This window comes from Alkalihalobacillus alcalophilus ATCC 27647 = CGMCC 1.3604 (assembly GCF_000292245.2).
GTDB lineage: Bacteria > Bacillota > Bacilli > Bacillales > Bacillaceae_D > Alkalihalobacillus > Alkalihalobacillus alcalophilus.
Genome location: NZ_ALPT02000085.1, coordinates 1 through 16,906 on the forward strand (window position 1 = coordinate 1; position 16,906 = coordinate 16,906).

Here is a 16,906-nt window from a genome sequence, read left to right on the forward strand (position 1 = left end):
CCCTCTAGTCAAATATGTTCCCATTGTGGACATCAAGACGGCAAGAAATCTCTTGAAATAAGGGATTGGACGTGTCCTATTTGCGATAAACATCACGATCGAGATATCAATGCCAGCCAAAATATTCTAGCTGAAGGGGTAAGAACCTTCCACACGGCTTAAAACAACATCCAGAACCGTAGGAATCGACGGGGATAGCTTGGTCCATAAGAGAAACCTCTGTCGGCAAAGAAATCGGCTGGCAAGTACGCTCTGTTCCCAAGAATCTCCCACTTCAAGCGTTAGCTAAGTGGCGAGTAGTTCAATCTAAATATCTCAACTTTCGCAGAGTATGATTGGCTCTTAACCGTTGATAGAGATTGACTTTAGGGCGATACAATACTCAAATGGACTTTACATGAACGGTTCAATCGTTGACAGTCTGAACACATCTCTTCGTAGGCTGTTGAAGGAAACTGTTCACTAAGATGAAGCACTTCGGCTGTCGCTACCAAACAGAAACGAGACATGGGAGTGATTTATGTTCTACTTGTTTCATGCCCTTCGGCTATCGCTCCCAAACAGACACTCCGCTCCTTGCCGAGAACCTCATGAGCCTCCTCAGCACGCTTGCGGGGTCTCATTGGACGGTTTATTCCTGCGGGAGTCTCCGTGTCTGTTTGTCCGCTTGATAATAGAATCTAGGTTCGGTTCTCCTCATGGAATAAAAAATAGTCATTACTTCAACGTACAAGAGCTTGAGAATGATTTTTCTTCAATGACTCAGTCCGTTACAGTTGTAAACAAATCCGTGTTGATACTCTGTACGTTAGCTAGACTAGCGAGCTTGTTTCGATTGGAATCATGTCTTTTCATAACTAACAAAGTAAAGAAGAAGGTCCTTATGCGTTAGAAATAGCAGATTGAGAATGGCGATATCATCAAGCATCTCCACGACACTTAGCGGACAAAACCATACGGAGACTCCCGTGGGAATAAACCGTGGAGCGAGACCCCGAAAGGCTTGCCGAGGAGGCTCGCCAGGTTCCCACAGGACGCGGAGGTTTTGGGAGCGACAGTCGAAGGGCATTGTACATTGTCTATTTTTTTCTTAATGCACAGTTTATCCGTTTTGTGTGATAGTGCGTTCTCGCTTTTCAAACGTGTCAAGGGCATTTGTTTAAGAGTTTCTATTCGCTCTGCCAACGGTTTTTCTCGATGCGAAAGTTGAGTAATTTATAATTAAAAATAGTAGAAAATTTCAAATGTAAGGGTTATCATATAGGGTGTATTGTCGGAATATTCATTTTTGTTGAGGGGGTATAAACTTATGACAGTTGCACAGGAAGTAGGACGTGTACAACGCCATATTGAAGACGTATGGGGATATGTGAAGGAAATGAATAATTGGGCGGTAAATATGCCTGGTTATGTCGATTATCAAGAGGTTAGTGAAGATGTTTCCCTTTGGACCTTAAAAGTTGAGGCGGGGATGTTTAAAAGAGATGTTGAATTTACGGTTACAAAAACAGAATTTATAGAACCGACGGAACTTACTTTTACATTGAAAGCAAAGAAGGAGGGAATCGTTGGCTCTGGTTCATTTAAGGCGTCTATTGTTGATGAGCAAACGACCGACATAGAGATTAATCTTCAAATGGTTGGTAAGGGAATGATGGAAGGAATGATCAATAATCTACTTGCTAAAACCTTGCCTAACCAGTGTAAAGAACTGAAGGATAATATTAAGCAAGTATTGGAATCAGAAGAAGTAAAGTCAAAATAGTGTTGGAAGTAAGGTTTCTATTTTGAGAATCTAATGGGGAAAACTTTAGACAAAAGGCCTGTGAGGAATGGCTCCTTACAGGCCTTTTTAGCATGAGAGATGCGATATTTCTGTTTGGATCACTTGGAGACGAGGAACTTTTTAACTAAAATATATTAGTATGAGTGGACAGAAAAAAATAATAATTTACAAATTTGTATTGATTTGATTTGAAATATCTTTTATACTTCAATTGAACGTGATAATGATTCTCATTATCATTACTAAGATAAAGAAGAGGAGATATACATATGTCGAAAAAAGCAGTTGTTTTGTTTTTGATGTCTTTGTTTTTGGTTGGGGGAATATTAGTCGGTTGCGGCAATCAGGCAGAAGAGGATAACACAGAAGAGCCGGTTGTAGAAGATGAAGGACAAGTTGAGACAGACGATGAGGTTCGTGTTGTTACTAATGCTCTTGGAGAAACAGAAATTACTGGAACACCTGAAAGAATTGTGACGTTATACCAAGGTGCTACTGATACAGCCGTTGCAATGGGTGTTATTCCAGTCGGTGCTGTTGAATCGTGGTTAGAGCAACCGGTTTATAATTATTTAAAAGATGATTTAGGCGATGTTCAGATTGTTGGGCAGGAAACGCAACCAAATTTAGAGGAAATTGCGAAACTAAATCCTGACCTCATTATTGCATCAAGAGTACGTCATGAAGAAATTTTTGAGCAATTGTCAGAAATTGCACCAACTGTTGCTGATGAATCTTTAAATAATTTTAAAGAGACAACGGAATTATTGGGTCAGGCCCTAAATCAAGAAGACTTAGCGAATGAGCTTTTGTCTGATTGGGATAATCGAGTGGTTGATTTTCAAGCAAAGGCTGAAGAAAATGTAGAAGATTGGCCAATGCATGTATCTGTATTAAACTTTAGAGCTGATCACGCGCGAATTTATGTAGGTGGTTTTGCTGGTACCATTTTAACAGAGTTAGGATTTAATGGACCAAAAAACTTAGAAGGTACGGATGAAGAGATTCTAAGATTAATGGATAAAGAAAGTATTCCTGAAATGAATGCCGATGTGTTTTACACATTTATGGAAGAAGATGAAACGGTTAAGAATACTTTTGAAGAATGGACATCTCATCCATTATGGCAGAATTTAGATGCTGTACAAGCGGAGCAAACGTATATCGTTGATGAAATCATTTGGAACTTAGGTGGAGGAATTGTGGCGGCCAACTTGCTGCTTGATGATGTTTATGAGAGATTAGGACTAGAGAAATAATCCATAAGGATAGGAGAATCATTCTCCTATCCTTCTATGTTAAGTAAGAAAGCGGGAGTAATATGGGAAACATATTGTATCGAAAATCTTATAAAATAATAGGGCTTGTCGTTTGTTTCTTGTTATTATGTACAGCCTTTATTTTAAGTGTTTCACTTGGTCAAACGAATATTAGTTTTCGTACCACTTTGGAAGCCTTTACTCAATACGATCCTAATTCAACAGAACATATCATTGTCACTACTTCAAGATTAACAAGGGCTCTCATTGCAACTGTTATTGGTTCTAGCTTGGCAATTGCAGGAGCACTTATGCAAGCTTTGACAAGAAACCCCTTAGCTTCACCTGACCTTTTAGGGATTAATGCGGGTGGACTGTTTTTTATTGTTTTAGCGATTACGGTGTTTTCTGTTAATTCATTAACGAGTTATATGTGGATTGCCTTTTTAGGGGCCGGTATTGCTGGTGTTCTAGTTTTCTTTTTAGGGAGTGTGGGCCGGGATGGTTTAAGCCCTATCAAAATTATTCTTGCTGGTGCGGCGATCACAGCTTTATTTGCTTCCTTTACACAGGGGTTACTAGTCATTGATGAACAGTCGATTCAGAGCATTTTATTTTGGATGGCTGGTTCTGTCTCTGGAAGAAGTTTAGAGATGCTTTTTCCTGTATTACCTTATGTTTTCGGTGCGACTTTGTGTGCTTTCTTTTTAGGGAGATCGATTAATGTCTTATTGACTGGAGAAGATGTTGCCAAAGGCCTTGGTCAAAGAACCATGTTTTTGAAAATAGCTATGGGAGTGTTGGTCATTATACTTGCTGGCAGTTCGGTTGCGGTTGCAGGAGCGATTGGATTTGTTGGTTTAGTTGTTCCACATATTGTAAAAGGTTTAGTCGGACCTGATTATCGCTGGGTTATCCCTTACAGTGCACTAGTTGGTGCATCATTATTACTATTTGCTGATGTAGTGGCTCGTTTTATTATCATGCCACAAGAAGTGCCGATTGGTGTAATGACCGCCTTTATAGGGGCCCCGTTTTTTGTTTACATCGCACGAAAGGGGTTAACCAAAGATGATTGATCCGTATCAGTTTAGAAGTAAAAATGAAAAAATATCTTTTCAAATAACGAAAAAAACGATTGTCACTTTTCTTGTTATATTTGTTTTTACTTGGCTTCTTTTTATTATGAGTCTATCGGTCGGTAGTAGTTTTATAAATCCATTTGATGTGCTCAGGCATTTATTAGGAAGTGGTATTCCTGAATATGATTTTATCTTAAATACATGGCGACTCCCTAGAACGATACTTGCTTTTATGGTTGGTGCGTCGCTTGCTGTGTCTGGATTAATTTTACAAGGGATCATTCGTAATCCCCTTGCTTCACCTGATATTATCGGGATTACAAGTGGTGCATCAGTTGGTGCAATTGTTTTTATTGTTTATTTTATGGGGACCATTAGCATTCAATGGTTACCTTTATCAGCGATCATTGGAGCCGGTTTCGTTTCGTTTTTAATTTATGTTCTTTCTTGGAGCAAGGGGGTTACTCCGATTCGGCTTGTGTTAATGGGGATCGGAATCTCAGCGATTATGAATGCGATTGTGACAATGATGATTGTTTTAAGTGATACGGCTATAACGACTAAATCGTATTTATGGATAACGGGTAGTTTGTATGGAGCAAGCTGGACGGATATTACTTCGATGTTGCCTTGGTTCTTATTGTTTATTCCGATTACTTTTATGTTAGCTCGAATCATTAATGCAAAAGAACTAGGTGATGATGTAGCGATTAGTATTGGAGTAAAAGTTCAATTATTTCGTGTTCTGTTAATCATTATAAGCGTAATATTAGCTGGGACCGCTGTCGCGTTTGCAGGAGGAATTGGTTTTGTCGGGTTAATCGCTCCACATATTGCTCGGATGTTAATTGGACGTTCTTTTGCAGCGCTTGTACCAATTTCTGCGATGATTGGTGGAATTCTCGTGATGTTTGCAGATATTGTCGGAAGAACGGCTTTTTTACCTTTAGATGTTCCAGCCGGCGTTTTTACGGCAAGTATTGGAGCTCCATTTTTTATCTATTTACTTTATAGAAACCGAAACCAGTAGGAGGAGGTAAGTCTGATGTTAGAAGCTCAATCATTAACATTAAACTATGGTGAAAAAAACATTATTGAGAATTTGAACCTAATAATACCTAAGGGTGAAATTACGGTTCTTGTCGGGGCAAATGGCTGTGGGAAATCAACGTTGTTACGTTCATTAGCAAGGCTGATGAAACCAAAGTCAGGAGATATTGTCTTAAATGGAGATTTGATTAAGTCGTTGCCTACTAAAGAAATTGCCAAAAGAATGGCGATCCTTCCACAAGGACCGATTGCTCCTGAAGGGTTAACCGTTCAACAACTTGCTAAACAAGGTAGATATCCTTATCAAAGCTGGAGAAAACAATGGTCCAAAGACGATGAAGACATTGTAAATGAAGCACTAAGGGCTACAGGGATGAGCGAATTTAAAAATAAACCAGTTAATTCTTTATCAGGCGGGCAAAGACAAAGAGCTTGGATAGCGATGACTTTAGCCCAAAAAACAAATACGATTCTTTTAGATGAACCGACGACTTATTTAGACATGACCCATCAAGTAGATATTCTTGATTTATTGTTCGAATTAAATGAGAAAGAAAAACGGACAATTGTGATGGTTCTTCATGACTTAAACCTCGCCTGTCGATATGCCCATCATATTGTAGCCGTCCGTAACAAAGGCATTTATGTTCAAGGGCAACCTGAGGAAGTTGTTACAGGGCTGATGGTTAAAGATGTTTTTCAAATGAATTGCGATATTATACAAGACCCAATCTTTGGCACACCACTATGTATCCCTCATGGTAAAGGGAGAAAAGTAGTAGGGAAGCGCAATAGGGAAAGGGAAGTTTTACACGTATGAATACGATTCATACAAAAGAGCAGCTTAAGAGTTCACAATGATATTAAGCTGCTTTTTTTGATAAACAGTGAAGGTTTAATAAGCTGACATTAGTGAAGAAGGTAAGTACCAAGTTTATTATTTACTTAATTGTTTCTAAAAAGTGTTGAATATTTTCCCAACCATAAAAGATATCCTCATATACCACTTCATTAATTTCAAATGTGCTCTGCTTAATTTTCTTACCGCCTAAATGGTCATAAAACTGTTGGGCGGGGACGTTTTCTTTCATCAATAAGACGGAAAAGGAAGTAAAGCCAAGAGTTGCAAGCTGTTGAACCGCTCTTATGAAAAGTCTTTTGCCGACCCCACTGCCTTGGAACTCTTCTAATAAATAAATCGCGTAAACTTCACCTGGATATCCCTCCACCTCGTAGCGCTGAGGTCCTGTCGTGACAAAACCAATAATGCCATGCTCAATATGCTCAGCAACATAAGTGAATACATCAGTTTCTCCTAATTTTTCAATAAAGCGAGTACGTGACGATTCATATGTTAAAATATTGGAAAATTGCTCATCGGTCATTCCTGTGTATGTACTCTGCCAACTGGAAACATGTACTTTGGCTATCTCGTTGACATCTTCTAGCGTCGCTTCTCTAATGGTAAATGTCAAGTTTGTCCCTCCCTGTTGAATATGGTCAAAATGTTTACCACTAGTATACAGAATTTTTGTAATATTAGTAATAAATATTCTGTGAATTCCCAAACAAATCCACCCAGAAAATGAGCAACAAAATTGCTTTTGAAAAATGAAACCTACATAATGTAAGTAAGTTTAAAAAAGTAAACTCATAGTAAGGAGAGTGTAAAAATGAAGGTAGAAGTGTGGTCGGATATTGCCTGCCCATTTTGTTATATTGGTGAGAAAAAATTTGAGCAAGCGTTAGAACAGTTTTCAGGGAAGGAAGGTGTGGAACTAGAGTTTAAAAGTTTTCAACTAGATCCAACCGCGCAAAAAGGCTCAAATCAAAAAATGGATGAACTCCTTGCAAAAAAATACGGAATGTCTGTTGAGAAAGCACGAGCGATGAATCAACAAGTGGCCCAAAGAGCAAGTGAGGTTGGTCTAACGTTTAATATGGATAAGATTAAACCGACAAATACATTAGATGCTCATCGCTTAAGTCATTTAGCAAAAGAAGAAGGAAAAATGAACCAGATGATGGACCGTCTTTTAAAAGCGTACTTTACGGAAGGGGTTGATGTGAGTGATCATGAAAGTTTAGCTCAATTGGCTGCTGAAGTTGGCTTAGATAAAGATAAAGTACTATCCTTTTTAGTTGGAGATCAGTATAAAGATGTGGTCACCTCCGAACAGCAAGAAGGTTCCCAAATGGGAGTACAAGGCGTTCCTTTCTTTGTCTTTAACCGTAAGTACGCGGTTTCAGGCGCCCAAGAGCCAGCTTCCTTTTTAGAAGTATTAGAAAAAGTGCAAGAAGAGGAAAAGCCGCAACTTCAAGTTCTTAAAGATGAAAAAGGAAACAACAATCAAGCAGGCATGTGCACGGACGACTCATGTGAAATCTAAAGTTTAAATGACAAGGCAAAATAAAGAGGAGATAAGGGGCATTTAGCTCCTTATCTCCTTTTTAGCTAAAAAACAGACGGACAACGGCCATAAAGCCGACTCCGGTTATAACGGTAATCGATAAGCTCTTCGTTAAAATGGCAACGGCAATCGTCGGGATGAGGACGAGGATAACCGATTGATCAATGACAAATCCATCTGCATCGACATTGACAACACTTTGCACAACAAGGGCCGTTAAAATACATACAGGGATAAAGGATAACCATTTTAAAACGACATCTGGTAGCTGTAGCTTTTTAACGAATATAAAAGGGAGTATTCTCGGAATAATAGTCACGAGAGCACAGCCAATAATTAAGACAACCATCGTAGTAGTTAATGTCATTTATCTGTCACCACCCCAATTGTTGCGACTACAACTGTAGCAACTACAAGTGCTAAGTGGGAAGGCATTATTGTCATGAGTAGTAGCATCGCGATAATCATATAAATAACAAGTGATAAATGGTGTTTTAACTTGCTAGTCGTGACACTTTGTAATTGTAAAATAAGCAGGGCAACAAACATAGCCGTTAAGGCAAAATCAAGTCCCAATGCTTCCGGGTTTGAAATCCACTTTGCTAACAAGGAACCTGTTAAACAAGCTAAAACCCAAGTTGTATAAGCGCTGAAGTTGAGGCCATACATCCAACTAGGACTAATTTGAAACCCTCTTGCCCTTTTATTTGAAGCGACCCCAAATGTTTCATCGGTTATAAAGGCACCGATAAGGATATTTTTCTTTAAAGAAAACTCTTTAAAATGTGGGGCAAGCGAAAGACATAAGAGAAAATGCCTTAAGTTTACGATAAAGGTTGTAAAAATAATCATAGAAAGCGGCGTTGCAGCAACTATAAGTCCATAGATAATAAATTGGGAGGCCCCACCATACATAAAGGTAGCCAGGAGAGTGATTTCTAGTGGACTTAAATTAGAAGCGACGCCAACTAATCCAGCCGCAATCCCAACACTCGTATAACCCATGACTGTAGGGATACTAGCTTTTGCACCTTGTAAGGCGTTCATTTCTGTCTGTTTACTAATAGTATCTTTCACGTGAACATTGGCAATTCCCATACGATCAGAGTCTCCTTTTCTATGTATGGCTCCCTTTTATTAGGAGCTTTTTTAAAAAATCTTCTGTACTACAACATCCTTTAGTGTATTAAAGTAGTTAGTTCAATAACGTCTAATGTTTTTGGTAAGAAAAGACGGTTCATTCGTACATGAACCGTTTGCCGGTAACAACATGGTATAAATCTTTATTATCTTTCCATAACGAAGCGGCTTTTTCTGGACCGACTGCTTGAGTGAGTCGTGAGTACATCATATCGTGACGAATATATTCTAAAGCCACGAGTATTAAAGCAGGATCGGTAGATTTAATCGCCCAAGCACTTGTATCAGGGGCGAAGTTTGCAATTAAAACTTCCTCTTGATCCCTTGCGACAATCGTTAAATGACCACTGACACGTTCCTCGGCAATTTCCGGCTCCATATAATCATGATGTGTCGTGACACCCAATTCTGTATCAGGTGCTCCAAAAATAAGGGAATAAACTTCAAGACCCTCATCAATTCTATTTTTTACTTCTTCTAATATTGGCGCTACTTGTGGGCTCCATAATGAAAGCCATAACTCATCCTTTGCCTTTGAAACCATGTCTAACATTTCAGCTAGTACATGCTCATCAGTGCTGATTCGTCTAATAACATCAACCTCTTGTTCGGTTTCTAACGATTCAAGCTGTTTTTCTAAAAAATTAAAGGATTCATCAAAGTTTTGACGCAATCGACTTAATAATTCTTTTGCAGGTAAAGGTGCGTATGTAACAGGGTCTGATGGAACTGTATAAACAGCTCCTTTATCAACTAGCTTGCCAACTACTTCATAAATCATGGAGCGAGGAACGCCAGAACGTTTGCTAATTTCATAACCTGTAACAGGAGAATTCCTTAAAAGACCGATATACGCTTTACATTCATATTTAGAAAAGCCAAGCTTTTGTAGTTCCTTGTAAACGTCCTCCATTTGTACCTCCATTTTAGTAGTTAGTTCCCTCCTTACTATAAGGAATGCTGATAACTTTTGTCAATTGTGTAAATAAAGTTCGAAAAGTCAGAAAAAATGAGGGGTGCTGTGGAAAGGAATTAGGTCGGCGATGATGTGGGGAATCGCCCGAGGAACGTTGCCGAAAATAAAATCCCCCCACCATTAAAAAAGGCAGGAGGGGGGATTTTCTCATAACTAGTCTGATACTCTCTTATTTTTGCAAAAGTTTTGAAAGTGTACCACTGTACATTATGTCTAGGTGATGTAAGGCCCGTGTACAAGCGACATACAACAGTTTAGTGGCTAAAGGCTCTTTTGGATAATTTTGTTCATCTGCTCCAAGGACAAGGACAGCATCGAATTCCAAGCCTTTTGAAACATAAACCGGTAAAATGGAGAGTCCTCCTTGATAAGAGTGGTCTTGAGACGATACGACGGTAAGGTCAGGAATTTGTCGCTTTAATTGGTGATAATAAGAATTAGTTTCTTTCTCTGTCCTCGTTATAATCGCCAGCGTATTCATTCCTTTTGATTGCATCTTATTTACCCAATGCACAATGGATTCGGCTTCTTCCTCTTTCGTGACTGCTTGAAGATTAACATTATCCCCACTTCGGAAAACAGGCTTTGCATAAGTTGGTCTATTTTCTAAATGACTTAAAATAATATTGGAAAACTCGATGATCTCATACGTTGAGCGATAACTTTTATCCATTTCAAAATAAGCAGTTTTAGTCTCGCCGAACAAATCAATAAATGACTGCCATTCTTCAATTCCTTCATTACTATGAATTCCTTGAGACAAGTCACCTAAGATCGTGAATGACTGTCCACGTGTTCGCTCCTTTAATACGGCTAACTGATAAGGGGAAAAATCTTGGGCTTCGTCAATGACAACATGATCAAATTGTTTCTCTTTATCAATGCCAGACCATTTTTGTTGAATATGAAGCAGGGGAGCTAAATCTTCAAGTTCAAGCTGATCACGTTTAGGGGCAAGCTCAAATTTGCCTAAGTTTTTTAAAATTCGAATGTATAAATCATAAGGTTTCTCGTTTTTCCACTTTCTTAAATAGGAGCGTAGTTGTTCATTCGCCTTCCTTTTTGCTTGCTGTTGTTCTTTGGGATCATCAAAACGTTTTACTTCAATTTCAATCCAACGTTTTAACCGAGCCTTTGTACGTTCAAATTTTGTTATGGCTACTGCCTCTTTAAAATCCTCATTCATCCAACGTAAAAGCTGTTCGTTTTGAAAGATAACACCTGGCCATGGTTCAAAATCTTCGGTTGGGATCCACTCAACTTCTAGCTTTTCTAATTCTCTATCTATTTTCTCTTTAAATGATTGAGTCCGTTTATTCCAGTCAGTATCAATTTGCTCATTTGTCCTCATCTCAAAGTACTGTCGCCTTCGTTCATGCATTGGAATGAGCTTCAGTTTATGGTCATCAAGAGTCGTGAGTGCCCAAGTAGAGAAGGTCGTTTGTTGAATATCACCTACTCCTAATTCAGGTAAGACTTGAGAAATATAATCTAGGAAGACAGAGTTCGGGGCAAAAATAATCATTCTCTCTGCACGGATTTGTTCTCGATATTCATAAAGTAAATAAGCTAGTCTGTGTAGGGCGACAGTCGTCTTTCCACTCCCAGCTACCCCTTGAATGATCACAACTTGGTTTCTTGGGTGGCGGATAATTTTATTTTGTTCACCTTGAATCGTGGCGACGATATCTCGCAAACGATTATCCTTTTGTTCTCCTAGTTTATAAAGAAGAAACTCATCACCTCCACTTGTTTCTTGTTGACCACGTACATAACTATCAACGACTCGTTGGACGTTATTTTCACGGATTATAAGGTTTCTTTTTAAGTGAATTTCCCCGTCGATGAGGCCATCTGGAGACTCGTAATAAACATCATCCTCACTCCCTGAAAAGGCGTAAAATAAACTAGCGACTGGAGCTCTCCAGTCAACGATCAGAATATTTCCTGTTTCCTCATCGGTGATACCGGTTTTGCCAATATAATGTTGTTCGACTTGTCCTTCATCAAAGTCTTCAAAATCAAGCCTTCCAAAATAAGGTTCTTTTAAAGCGATTTCTAGGGCTGCTGTTTGCCGTTGTCGACTTGCTTCTAATACTTGCAAGTTAAAGTCCTCACCTGTATATGGAGGAATTTCCTGCAGTTGTTTGTATTGCCTCGTTAAGATAACTAATTTTTCCTCTAATACCTTTATTTCTTCCTGTTTAGACATATAATCATCCTCCCTAATTAAAAAGCGAAGCCTGTTTGGTCAGAAGCGAGAAAAAATACAGGGCGGCTGTTGAAGACGCTTTTTGTCTTCAAAAAGACGACCGATTTTTCTAGAGCTTCTAACAGGCGTAGCTAGATTGATAAAAAGCGAAGCCTGTTTGGTCAGAAGCGAGAAAAAATAAAGGGCGACTGTTGAAGCCGCTTTTTTGTCTTCAAAAAGACGACCGATTTTTCTCGAGCTTCTAACAGGCGTAGCTAGATTGATAAAAAGCGAAGCCTGTTTGGTCAGAAGCGAGAAAAAATAAAGGGCGACTGTTGAAGACGCTTTTTGTCTTCAAAAAGACGACCGATTTTTCTCGAGCTTCTAACAGGCATAGCTAGATTGATAAAAAGCGAAGCCCATTCGCTACAACCCTGTGGGCAACTACTTCTATATTTTCTAGGATTATGCAAAAAAAATATAGACTTATATTTTAGATTTTGCTAAGCTAGATAGTATACAACTGGTAAAAATAAATTTACATAAAATGGAAATTAGAGTGGCGATTCTTTTTTAAGAATGGTTATTTTTTATGTTAAAATCGGTTATAAAATCTATTCTGTTTTTTCCAATAGCTTCATAATTATAAGGATACTATTATTTATGAAGAAGGTGGATGAACGTGCATAATCGTAGACTAGAACAGAAAACGACAATCCCTACCTCATTTCCACAGCGAGCACAGTGGTTTTCGCCGAATCATTATCAAAATACGTATCAAGCCCAGCGAACTTTAGAAGCAGCCTTGCCAGCAATATACTATGGCATTGACTCATGTCCAGTCGTTGGATATGAACATGCTTTAACAGAAGCCGTATCGATCGGATATCTACTTGGCCAAGGGTACGACTATCAAACTGCTGTTAACACGGTTCAATCATGGTGGCGTCCTTCATAAAAAATTGCTCAAAGAGAGAGCTCCTTCCTGATAGCTGAACGGAAGGAGCTTTTACTAATGAATTCAAAGTTCCTGCTGGGAAAAGCTCAAATGTTTTGGTGAAATGTGTAATTTAGAGTTTGTCCTTTTTCATTATCGGGGATACTTATTTATGGTAAGACTGTTAATAAGGAGTGTTGATGATGTTACATCATGAGGAGGTATTTCTTCTTGTAAGGGATAAGCTCATGTTAGAACAGATGAGGGTACAAATCACAGAGAATGAAAGTTTAGTAGCCTATTTGAGGGAAGAAATTGCTTTAATTGATCACGCACTAAACATTGATATAACGGTTAAACATTTGGAATTAGAAGATGAAAATGAAACGGATAAACGAATGTAAATCTTTTCATAGTAGGGCCTTAGATAAAGTAGGATGTCTAAGCCTTTTTTGAGTTGAGTTAAATGATAGGTTCAGATATTTCAGATATAATAAAGAGAGAGGGTAAATAAAATCGGTAAAGGAGATTTTTAATGTACGAGACAAGACAGGCAACTGAACTAGAGCTTGAACAAATAAGTGAATTTTGGTATAAGATGACGTGCGAAATGAGTGAAATCGATCAAATTCCTATCCCGAATCAGGAAAGAGTACAAAAGGTAAAAGAGCTTTTTGAAGACCGGGCTTTAAAAGGTGAATTAATGTTTCGGGTCGCTGTAAATTCAGAAGGTCATCTTGTAGCATGTGCGGGTGGCTTATTAAGAGAAGAATACTTATACCCACTCGCTGCTGAGCAAACGTTAATTGGCTGGGTTGTTAGTGTTTATACAGAACAAGGATATCGCAAACAAGGACTTGCCCGTCTTTTAGTAGATGAGGTTAATACATGGTTAAAAGAAAAGGGTTGTGGCCGGGTAAGGTTATGGTCAAGTACAGCTGCAAAGCCACTTTATAATGATTTAGGATTTAGTCAAATGCCGATTATGACAAAAAGCCTAATCGATGATTAAAAGGAAACCAGTAAATGAATAAGTTGGAGGCTTGTTAAAAAGCACTCCTCCTCTAAGTGCGAAGGGGTGTAATGAGAGATGAAATAAGAATATACGTTCTTGTTTTTGTCGGGTTGTTTATATATACTGAATATAAAGACAATTAAACGGAGGGTATAATGAATAAGACAATAAACCAATTTGAACTCATGCTGGATGAAATGGTTCCACTAAATAGTTTAGAAGAGAATAAGCTAACAGAACCTGTTGAAGCTGGAAAGTGGTCGATTAGTGAAATCATCGCCCATCTATACGCCTGGGATAAGTATAATTTAGAAAATATGGTACCTAAAATGACACCTCAAAGCAACTTACCCGCTTTTCCAGAGCATGACCCATTTAATGTAAAAGCACTTCAATCATTAGAGGGAAAGTCAGCATTTGAAATTATACATATGTTTTTACAAACGAGAAAACGGCTAGTAGCAGCCTTATCAGAAGTAGATAAAGAGGTTCGGTTTACAATTGGTACAGGAAAAAGGGCGTTTTCGGTCGAAAGTTTTACCAAAATCTTTGTGAAACACGACGCTCATCATATGAAACAGATTAAGGAAAAGCTTCAAACATCTAACGTGAACTTATAGACAATAAAAGTGGTTTATTTAAACAAGAAAATTATTCTTAGTTTTAGTTGGCAGATCGTTGCTACTCGAAAGACAAACTCCATATGAAAAAGGTAATAACCCATCAAAATCATTCTATGTTGATTCGATGGGTTATTTTTTGTTATTAAGACGACCCTTTTCATTTGTGAAAATATCAAAAAGTAAAGTTTTTGTTAATTCTATGTAAAGCCTATGTTAAAATGAAGTTTCTAAATCTAGTTCAATTATTGGTTAATAAATAGTATTGGAGAATATAATTTATGAGAGAATTAAATGAAAATTGGTTTCGGACCGTTAACGATCTCGGATTTGATTATCCTTTTTTAAATACACCTTTTATTTGGATTGCCGAATATACTGTCATTTTTTTAGCCTTAATGGTTTTATTTTTTGGTTTAAACGAACAGAAACACATAGGCATATGGTTTTAGCAGGTGGTTTTGCTTTTATTTTAGCTTGGATTACAGGGAATTTAGTTGGTCTTCTTTACCACAATTATCAACCCTTTCATGAAATGGTCGAAGTAAATCAACTTGTTTTTAAAGATATTGATAACTCATTTCCAAGTGATCATACGATTTTATTTTTTGCATTTTGTGTAGCCTTCTGGTTATTTAATAAAAAGAATGTGATATGGCTTATACTCGCTCTATTAGTAGGGATTTCAAGAATTGCGGTGGGTGTCCATTACCCATTTGACATCATTGTCGGTGCTTTCATTGCCATCGTCTTTGCCATTGTGATGTATTATTGGGTACCGAATTCACAGTTGGTCTATAAACTACTAAACGTTTATGAAAGAATAGAAAATAAAATATTGCCACCAAAGAAAAACAATGAGAGAAGTTTAGATAACTAAAAACCAAGAAGAATAAGTAAATAAGGGTGCCTCAAAAGCCCCTTTAATAGCCAAAACGACGAGAGGATAAATGAAACTCTTGTCGTTTTTTATTTACTTAAAGGAAGGGAGCTTCAGCAGAGCGAAACAGGAAGTTCATCCGTACCATTTTGTACTAGTTATTTGAGTAGTATAAATGTTAAAATTTTCTTAATAAATAAATTTTATTGACTTTTAATTTGAAAAAGGAGTGATCAGATGATTTTGCATACGGAGATATATGGAAAAGGGGAACCGCTTTTATTTTTACATTCGGGTGGGGAAACGAGTCAATCTGATTATCAAGTACAGAAGGAATACTTTTCAAACAGTTATCAAGTTATTATGCCCGATTTAAGTGGCCATGGAAAATCAGCGCAGAATAATTATGAATCAATTGACGAATTAATTCGGATCGGTACAAAAGATTTATATGAAACGATTAAGCATTATAAATTAGAGAAAGTTCATATTGTAGGTAGTTCAGCGGGCTCTTTTTTAGCCATTCACTTTACAAACTTATATCCAGAGCTTGTGAAATCTCTTTGTATTACAGGTGTTCAGCCAATCAAGACGGAGAATTGGGATGAGCTTGAGGAGGATTCAAGGGAACAAAAGAAATCTTTACTCGGAGACCCGGAAGTGGACGCCTTTTTTCAGAAGCTTCATCCAATGAATGATTGGAAAAAATTTGTGACTTTATCCTTGGAGGAAGGTTGGTATCCGTTTGAGTTAATTGAAGAGTTAAAGCATACAAAAAAAATTCCGACATTAGTAGCAGCAGGGGAGAAGGTTTTGCCTGAAATTAAAGGAATTGTCCATTATTTAGAAAAATACCCAAGTGTTCATGTCGCAGTTATCCCTTTTGCTGGTCACCTTGTTCACCAAGAGCAGCCACAACTCTTTAATCAAATACTAGAACAATTTCTCCGAGCTTAGTCATATACATTAAAAAAGTATAGGTGAAGGGAGGCGTTTTATGAAAGCGTTTATTTCGCTGTTGATTTTATTCATGGGTAGTTATTACATTTTTTTCTTTGAAGCGACTAGTTCATTAGCGACGGTCTTCTTTAAATTATTGCCGATGCTCCTGATTATTTTATATGGTCTATTTTATTTTGAACTACTCGCCACTTAGCTAACGCTTGAAGTGGGAGATTCTTGGGAACAGAGCGTACTTGCCAGCGCATTTCTTTGCCGACAGAGGTTTCTCTTATGGACCAAGCTATCCCCGTCGATTCCTACGGTTCTGGATGTTGTTTTAAGCCGTGTGGAAGGTTCTTAACCCTTCAGCTAGAATATTTTGGCTGGCATTGATATCTCGATCGTGATGTTTATCGCAAATAGGACACGTCCAATCCCTTATTTCAAGAGATTTCTTGCCGTCTTGATGTCCACATTCGGAACAGATTTGACTAGATGGATACCACCTGCTTATTTTCACGATGGTTTTCCCGTACCATTTTGCTTTGTATTCTAATTTCGATACAAAGGCAGACCAGGATACATCCGAGATGGATTTGGCTAACTTATGATTACGC

The 16,906-nt window shown here is 38.0% G+C and carries 21 protein-coding genes; 15 read left to right on the top strand and 6 right to left on the bottom strand.

Annotated elements, in window-relative coordinates:
* Window positions 1-12 precede the first annotated feature (12 nt).
* From BALCAV_RS21800 to BALCAV_RS17445, 6 genes are all read left to right on the top strand, one after another.
* Window positions 13-162, top strand: coding sequence for a zinc ribbon domain-containing protein (locus tag BALCAV_RS21800; protein WP_412143045.1), 150 nt, complete (start codon window positions 13-15; stop codon window positions 160-162).
* 1,147 nt (window positions 163-1,309) lie between these two features.
* The gene (locus BALCAV_RS17425; RefSeq protein WP_003320714.1) at window positions 1,310-1,765 is read left to right on the top strand and encodes an SRPBCC family protein; all 456 of its coding nucleotides are present in this window, start codon (window positions 1,310-1,312) and stop codon (window positions 1,763-1,765) included.
* Between the two features lie 290 nt (window positions 1,766-2,055).
* Complete coding sequence (locus BALCAV_RS17430) at window positions 2,056-3,045, top strand: ABC transporter substrate-binding protein (protein WP_003320716.1); 990 nt, start codon at window positions 2,056-2,058, stop codon at window positions 3,043-3,045.
* Between the two features lie 62 nt (window positions 3,046-3,107).
* Complete coding sequence (locus tag BALCAV_RS17435) at window positions 3,108-4,124, top strand: FecCD family ABC transporter permease (protein ID WP_003320718.1); 1,017 nt, start codon at window positions 3,108-3,110, stop codon at window positions 4,122-4,124.
* Window positions 4,117-5,157, top strand: coding sequence for a FecCD family ABC transporter permease (locus BALCAV_RS17440; RefSeq protein WP_003320719.1), 1,041 nt, complete (start codon window positions 4,117-4,119; stop codon window positions 5,155-5,157). The genes BALCAV_RS17435 and BALCAV_RS17440 overlap by 8 nt, the downstream gene beginning before the upstream one ends.
* Before the next feature lie 15 nt (window positions 5,158-5,172).
* Window positions 5,173-5,997: an ABC transporter ATP-binding protein gene (locus tag BALCAV_RS17445; protein WP_040324175.1), complete on the top strand. Its 825-nt coding sequence runs from the start codon at window positions 5,173-5,175 to the stop codon at window positions 5,995-5,997.
* A gap of 121 nt (window positions 5,998-6,118) precedes the next feature.
* Here the strand turns inward: BALCAV_RS17445 and BALCAV_RS17450 are convergent, their stop codons facing one another.
* Window positions 6,119-6,652, bottom strand: coding sequence for a GNAT family N-acetyltransferase (locus BALCAV_RS17450; protein WP_003321498.1), 534 nt, complete (start codon window positions 6,650-6,652; stop codon window positions 6,119-6,121).
* 198 nt (window positions 6,653-6,850) lie between these two features.
* Between BALCAV_RS17450 and BALCAV_RS17455 the strand changes: the two genes are divergently transcribed.
* Window positions 6,851-7,567 carry a DsbA family oxidoreductase gene (locus tag BALCAV_RS17455; RefSeq protein WP_003321499.1) on the top strand — a complete coding sequence of 239 codons (717 nt, stop codon included), beginning with the start codon at window positions 6,851-6,853 and terminating at the stop codon, window positions 7,565-7,567.
* A gap of 61 nt (window positions 7,568-7,628) precedes the next feature.
* Here the strand turns inward: BALCAV_RS17455 and BALCAV_RS17460 are convergent, their stop codons facing one another.
* The 4 genes from BALCAV_RS17460 to BALCAV_RS17475 form a co-directional block, all read right to left on the bottom strand.
* Window positions 7,629-7,955 carry an AzlD domain-containing protein gene (locus BALCAV_RS17460; protein WP_003321500.1) on the bottom strand — a complete coding sequence of 109 codons (327 nt, stop codon included), beginning with the start codon at window positions 7,953-7,955 and terminating at the stop codon, window positions 7,629-7,631.
* The gene (locus BALCAV_RS17465; RefSeq protein ID WP_003321501.1) at window positions 7,952-8,686 is read right to left on the bottom strand and encodes an AzlC family ABC transporter permease; all 735 of its coding nucleotides are present in this window, start codon (window positions 8,684-8,686) and stop codon (window positions 7,952-7,954) included. Before BALCAV_RS17465 ends, BALCAV_RS17460 begins: the two co-directional genes overlap by 4 nt.
* A 139-nt stretch (window positions 8,687-8,825) precedes the next feature.
* Window positions 8,826-9,641: a TrmB family transcriptional regulator gene (locus BALCAV_RS17470; RefSeq protein ID WP_003321502.1), complete on the bottom strand. Its 816-nt coding sequence runs from the start codon at window positions 9,639-9,641 to the stop codon at window positions 8,826-8,828.
* A gap of 232 nt (window positions 9,642-9,873) precedes the next feature.
* On the bottom strand, window positions 9,874-11,916 hold the full coding sequence (locus tag BALCAV_RS17475; RefSeq protein WP_003321503.1) for a HelD family protein: 2,043 nt from the start codon (window positions 11,914-11,916) through the stop codon (window positions 9,874-9,876).
* Between the two features lie 661 nt (window positions 11,917-12,577).
* Here BALCAV_RS17475 and BALCAV_RS17480 point away from each other — a divergent pair.
* From BALCAV_RS17480 to BALCAV_RS22430, 8 genes are all read left to right on the top strand, one after another.
* A complete protein-coding gene (locus BALCAV_RS17480) occupies window positions 12,578-12,853 on the top strand; it encodes a hypothetical protein (RefSeq protein WP_003324521.1) in 276 nt (91 codons plus the stop codon).
* Between the two features lie 182 nt (window positions 12,854-13,035).
* Window positions 13,036-13,236 (top strand): hypothetical protein, encoded by a 201-nt coding sequence (locus BALCAV_RS17485; RefSeq protein ID WP_003324522.1) that lies wholly within the window; start codon window positions 13,036-13,038, stop codon window positions 13,234-13,236.
* Between the two features lie 131 nt (window positions 13,237-13,367).
* Window positions 13,368-13,844 carry a GNAT family N-acetyltransferase gene (locus tag BALCAV_RS17490; RefSeq protein WP_003324524.1) on the top strand — a complete coding sequence of 159 codons (477 nt, stop codon included), beginning with the start codon at window positions 13,368-13,370 and terminating at the stop codon, window positions 13,842-13,844.
* A 158-nt stretch (window positions 13,845-14,002) separates the two neighbouring features.
* The gene (locus BALCAV_RS17495; RefSeq protein ID WP_003324525.1) at window positions 14,003-14,467 is read left to right on the top strand and encodes a DinB family protein; all 465 of its coding nucleotides are present in this window, start codon (window positions 14,003-14,005) and stop codon (window positions 14,465-14,467) included.
* A gap of 281 nt (window positions 14,468-14,748) precedes the next feature.
* Complete coding sequence (locus BALCAV_RS22870) at window positions 14,749-14,919, top strand: UDP-diphosphatase (protein ID WP_235213137.1); 171 nt, start codon at window positions 14,749-14,751, stop codon at window positions 14,917-14,919.
* Window positions 14,910-15,347: a phosphatase PAP2 family protein gene (locus tag BALCAV_RS17500; protein WP_040324177.1), complete on the top strand. Its 438-nt coding sequence runs from the start codon at window positions 14,910-14,912 to the stop codon at window positions 15,345-15,347. The genes BALCAV_RS22870 and BALCAV_RS17500 overlap by 10 nt, the downstream gene beginning before the upstream one ends.
* A gap of 237 nt (window positions 15,348-15,584) precedes the next feature.
* Window positions 15,585-16,304 (top strand): alpha/beta fold hydrolase, encoded by a 720-nt coding sequence (locus BALCAV_RS17505; protein ID WP_003324527.1) that lies wholly within the window; start codon window positions 15,585-15,587, stop codon window positions 16,302-16,304.
* 40 nt (window positions 16,305-16,344) lie between these two features.
* Window positions 16,345-16,503 (top strand): hypothetical protein, encoded by a 159-nt coding sequence (locus BALCAV_RS22430; RefSeq protein WP_160173436.1) that lies wholly within the window; start codon window positions 16,345-16,347, stop codon window positions 16,501-16,503.
* A 123-nt stretch (window positions 16,504-16,626) separates the two neighbouring features.
* Here the strand turns inward: BALCAV_RS22430 and BALCAV_RS21805 are convergent.
* Window positions 16,627-16,906, bottom strand: a 280-nt coding sequence (locus tag BALCAV_RS21805; protein ID WP_152563066.1) for an RNA-guided endonuclease TnpB family protein, incomplete at its 5' end; no start/stop codon positions are given.